We start from the raw sequence: 4641 nt of genomic DNA, 5'->3' as shown, positions 1-4641 counted from the left end.
GCTTTTCCCGCTGCCGTCCCGAGGCGTCATCCGCGCCACTTCCGGCACCCTCCTGCGACCCCACCCCACCGCTTGTCATTCGCGCTGCCCCGGTCTATCACTCAGATTGACCGATAACGGCCATCAGGCCCGGCGGGAGTGCACCATGGAAACCAGGGATGGATTTGCCGGCACCATCGGCAACACGCCGCTGATCCGGCTGGCCGGGGTGAGCGAGGAAACCGGCTGCGATATCTATGGCAAGGCGGAATTTCTCAATCCGGGCGGCTCGGTCAAGGACCGCGCGGCGCTGTATATCATCCGCGATGCCGAGCAGCGCGGACTGCTGAAGCCGGGTGGCACGGTGATCGAGGGGACGGCCGGCAATACCGGCATTGGCCTGGCGCACCTGTGCGCGGCGCGCGGCTATCGCTGCATCGTGGTAATTCCCGACACGCAGTCGCCGGAGAAGATGGAGCGGCTGCGCATGCTCGGCGCCGAGGTCCGCCCGGTCCCGGCCAAGCCCTATGCCGACCCCGGCAACTACCAGAAGATCGCCGGCCGGCTGGCCGAAGAAACCGACAACGCGATCTGGGCGAACCAGTTCGACAACCTGGCCAATCGCCAGGCGCACTACGAAACCACCGGACCGGAAATCTGGCAGGACACCGCCGGGCGCATCGACGCCTTTACCTGTTCCACTGGCACCGGCGGCTCGCTCGCCGGCATCGCCCGTTGCCTGAAGGAACACAAGCCGGGCGTGCGCATCGTGCTGGCCGACCCGCATGGCAGCGCCCTCTATAACTTCGTCAAGCACGGCGAACTCAAGGCCGAAGGCAGCTCGATCACCGAAGGCATCGGCACCAGCCGCGTCACGGCCAACCTGCAGGACACGCCGATCGACGACGCGGTGCGCATCGACGACCAGACCTGCGTGGACATGGTCTATCGCATGCTGCGCGAGGAAGGCCTGTTCCTGGGCGGATCGTCAGGGATCAACGTCGGCGCTGCCGTGGCGCTGGCGCGCGAGATGGGGCCGGGGCATACCATCGTCACGCTGCTGTGCGACCGCGGCGACCTGTATATGGGGCGGCTGTTCAACGAGGCGTGGCTCGCGACCAAGGGACTGCAGCCGATCCCGTTCCGGCGCATTGGCGCGGTACAGTGAAACCCCCTGCCCCCGGGCGGCTTAATAAAGGCTAGGCCGCCTTCAGCCGACGCCACAGCGTGGTCGGGCTGATGCCCAGGATATGGCAGGCCGCGGTGCGGTCGCCACCGCATTCGGCCAGTACGCGCCGGATATGTTCGACTTCGCTGGATTGCTTGACCCCGGCCAGCGATCGGCCGGCTGAACGGGGGCGCGCTGCGCGCGCGGCAGTGACAACGTCGGTATCCACCTGCAACGCGGGGGCATCGCCAAACAACTCAGGCGCGGCCGCCTGCAACTCCCGCGACAATGCCTCGCTTTCCAGCCGCCGCCCGGCCACCAGCACGGCAATCCGTTCGGTCACGTTCTCCAGTTCGCGGATATTGCCGGGCCAGCCGTAGCGCGCCAGCCGCGCGCGCGCCGCGCCAGGCAGGCGCTGGGGCCGGTCCATGCCCAGGCGTTCCTGCGCGCGCCGGTACAGGAGCTCGGCCAGTTCTGGCAGGTCTTCGGTGCGCTCGCGCAGCGGCGGCATCTCGATGCGCAGGATATTGAGGCGGTAGTACAGGTCCTGGCGGAAACTGCCATCGCGCACCATCGCGGCCAGGTCGCGATGGGTGGCAGCGATCACGCGCACGTTGACCGGCACGGCATCGAGCCCACCGATCGGCAATACCTGCTTTTCCTGCAACACGCGCAGCAGCCGGGTCTGCAGCGCGGGCGGCATGTCGCCGACCTCGTCGAGAAACAATGTGCCGTTGTGCGCCGACTCGAACAGGCCGGCCTTGCCGCCACGGCGCGCGCCAGTGAAGGCGCCCTCCTCGTAGCCGAACAGCTCGCTTTCCAGCAGCGCCTCGGGAAAGGCCGCGCAGTTGACCGCGACGAACGGGAACGCGCGGCGCGGGCTGGCATCGTGCATGCCCTGCGCCAGGACTTCCTTGCCGGTGCCGCTTTCACCGCCGATCAGCACGGTCGAGTCCACCGCCGCGTAGCGGCGCGCCAGCTCGCGCAGTTCGGTCATCGCGGCCGAGGTGCCGGCCAGGTCGTCAAGGCTGTAGCGCACGCCCGCCGGCCGCGCGCGGCTGCGCGAGCGCAGGTTGCGATCCACGCGCTGGATCGCGCTGGCGTCCTGGATGGTCAGCACCGCGCCGGTGGTGCCGGCCTCGCCGACGATGGGGATGCGGTTGACCACCACCATCTTGTCGCCGAGCTTGTGGATCGCCTCCAGCTCCTTGTCGCCGCTCTGCATCACGCCTTCGAGCGCCAGGTTGGGCGCCAGCGTCTGCAGCTTGCGCCCGACCGCGGCGGTGGCCGAGGTGCCGAGGAAGCGTTCCATCGCGGGATTGAACGACTGGATCCGCCCTTCCGCGTCGACAGCCGCCACGCCCTCGTTCAGGTGCGCCAGGATGGTGTTGACATAGTCGCGCCGTGTCGCCTCGATGCGGCGCAGCCGCGCGGCTTCAATGGCGTCTTCCAGCGCCATGCGCACCGAGTTGCCGGAATAGAGAAAGACGCCGGTCAGGCCGTAGCGGTCGGCCAGGTCGGTGACCAGGCCGGGGCCGACCACGACCTGGATGCCTTCCTGCTTCAGCGCTTTTACCAGTGCGACCGCATCGTCCTCGGTCAGGTAGGTATAGGCGGGGATCGACAACGAGAACGCACGCACGAATTCGTCGACCTCGGCGTACGTCGACGCATGGGTCACCAGCGCGACCCTTGGCGAAATGCGCCGCGCGGTAGCCAGTGCGCTCATCACGTCGAAGCCGGTGACCTTGACCAGCACCACCGGCACATCCACATGCTGGCGCAGATACGCACCATTGGAGCCGCCGGCCACCACCACGTCGAGCCGGCCCTCGCGCACCTCGCGCGCCACCGCGCTGGCGGCGGCCTCGAAGCCCTTGCCGACGATGCGGAATTCCGCGCGGGCGGAATAGGACGGGATCAGGTCGGCAAAGGCGCGCGCCAGGCGGCTGATGCCGATGGCCCAGATGCGCGGGCGCGCGGGCGGGGAGACAGGTGGGCTCATGGTGCGATGCGGCGTGGGCGCTTGGTGAAGCGCGAATCGAACAGGCGTACAGTGCTGGCACATTGTCCGTCACGCCGGGCTTGATTTCAACTTTGAAACCCACCTTTGCGGTTTTGAAATGCAAATGTGCTCAAATCTTGGCACCCAGAGCGCCGCAAGGTTCGCTATCATGCCCGCCAGCCCAACGCTGGCAAGGGCCGGCGGGATTTCAACGCTGCCGGGACCAAGGGTGGCACAGCCCTTGCGCTTATCGCCTGTTCTGTTCACCAACGCATACGCCAATGACCTACTCCGCTTCCGACCTCGCGCGCTCCGCTGGCGCCCGTTTCCGCCAGGCGCTTGCCGACGAGCATCCGCTGCAGGTGGTCGGCACCATCAACGCCAACCACGCCCTGCTGGCCAAGCGCGCCGGTTACCGGGCCATCTACCTGTCGGGCGGCGGCGTCGCGGCCGGCTCGCTGGGCCTGCCGGACCTGGGCATCTCCAACCTGGATGACGTGCTGACCGATATCCGCCGCATCACCGACGTGTGCGACACGCCGCTGCTGGTGGACGTGGATACCGGCTTCGGCGCGTCGGCGTTCAACGTGGCCCGCACCACCAAATCGCTGATCAAGTTCGGCGCGGCGGCCATGCATATCGAGGACCAGGTCGGCGCCAAGCGCTGCGGACACCGTCCCAACAAGGAAATCGTCTCGCAAGGTGAAATGGTCGACCGCATCCGGGCCGCCGTCGACGCCCGCACCGACGAGAACTTCGTCATCATGGCCCGCACCGATGCGCTGGCCGTCGAGGGTCTGGACAAGGCGATCGAGCGTGCCGTGGCATGCGTAGAAGCCGGCGCAGATGCGATCTTCCCGGAAGCGATGACCGATCTCGGCATGTACCGCAAGTTTGTCGATGCGGTGAAGGTGCCGGTGCTGGCCAATATCACCGAATTCGGCGCCACGCCGCTGTTCACCACCGAGGAACTGGGCGGTGCCGGCGTGTCGATGGTGCTGTATCCGCTGTCGGCCTTCCGCGCAATGAACAAGGCGGCCGAAAATGTCTACGCGGCCATCCGCCGCGACGGCACGCAGAAGAACGTGGTCGATACCATGCAGACCCGCGCCGAGCTCTACGAGAGCATTGGCTACCACGACTTCGAGCAAAAGCTCGACGCCCTGTTCGCGCAAGGCAAGGGCAAGTAAGACAACACAGACACAGGCACGGCCGGGCATGCCCCGGCCGTTTGGCCGGAATCGGCCAACAGCACGGCCAACAACAGACAGGCATCACATCAAGGAGACCCCGATGTCCGAAGCGCAACCGCTCGTCACGCCCAAGCCCAAGAAATCCGTCGCGCTGTCCGGCGTTGCCGCCGGCAATACCGCGCTGTGCACCGTCGGCCGCACCGGCAACGACCTGCACTACCGCGGCTACGACATCCTCGATATCGCCGACGCCTGCGAGTTCGAGGAGATCGCCCACCTGCTGGTGCACGGCAAGC

The 4641-nt window shown here is 67.1% G+C and carries 4 protein-coding genes; 3 read left to right on the top strand and 1 reads right to left on the bottom strand.

The window, feature by feature from the left end; all coding sequences use genetic code 11:
- Positions 1-145: 145 nt before the first annotated feature.
- Positions 146-1147 carry a cysteine synthase A gene (locus AB1I47_RS33315; RefSeq protein ID WP_354687914.1) on the top strand — a complete coding sequence of 334 codons (1002 nt, stop codon included), beginning with the start codon at positions 146-148 and terminating at the stop codon, positions 1145-1147.
- Positions 1148-1178: 31 nt separating this feature from the next.
- Here the strand turns inward: AB1I47_RS33315 and prpR are convergent, their stop codons facing one another.
- Complete coding sequence (gene prpR / locus AB1I47_RS33310) at positions 1179-3152, bottom strand: propionate catabolism operon regulatory protein PrpR (RefSeq protein ID WP_354687913.1); 1974 nt, start codon at positions 3150-3152, stop codon at positions 1179-1181.
- A gap of 281 nt (positions 3153-3433) precedes the next feature.
- On the opposite strand from prpR, the gene prpB reads away from it, so the two are divergent.
- Both prpB and AB1I47_RS33300 read left to right on the top strand, forming a co-directional pair.
- Positions 3434-4342 carry a methylisocitrate lyase gene (gene prpB / locus AB1I47_RS33305; RefSeq protein WP_354687912.1) on the top strand — a complete coding sequence of 303 codons (909 nt, stop codon included), beginning with the start codon at positions 3434-3436 and terminating at the stop codon, positions 4340-4342.
- Between the two features lie 103 nt (positions 4343-4445).
- Positions 4446-4641 (top strand): citrate/2-methylcitrate synthase (locus AB1I47_RS33300; RefSeq protein ID WP_354687911.1); only part of this gene is annotated, 196 nt, incomplete at its 3' end.

The sequence above is a fragment of the Cupriavidus necator genome (assembly GCF_040578825.1).
Lineage (GTDB): Bacteria > Pseudomonadota > Gammaproteobacteria > Burkholderiales > Burkholderiaceae > Cupriavidus > Cupriavidus necator_E.
The sequence above is the reverse complement of the archived record's forward strand: the minus strand, read 5'-3'. Positions and strand labels throughout refer to the sequence as shown.

What these genes read in the sequence shown, in the direction of transcription:
- AB1I47_RS33315 (WP_354687914.1), top strand. Translation starts at nt 146, where the DNA reads ATGGAAACCAGGGATGGATTTGCCGGCACCATCGGCAACACGCCGCTG.
- prpR (WP_354687913.1), bottom strand. Translation starts at nt 3,152, where the DNA reads ATGAGCCCACCTGTCTCCCCGCCCGCGCGCCCGCGCATCTGGGCCATC.
- prpB (WP_354687912.1), top strand. Translation starts at nt 3,434, where the DNA reads ATGACCTACTCCGCTTCCGACCTCGCGCGCTCCGCTGGCGCCCGTTTC.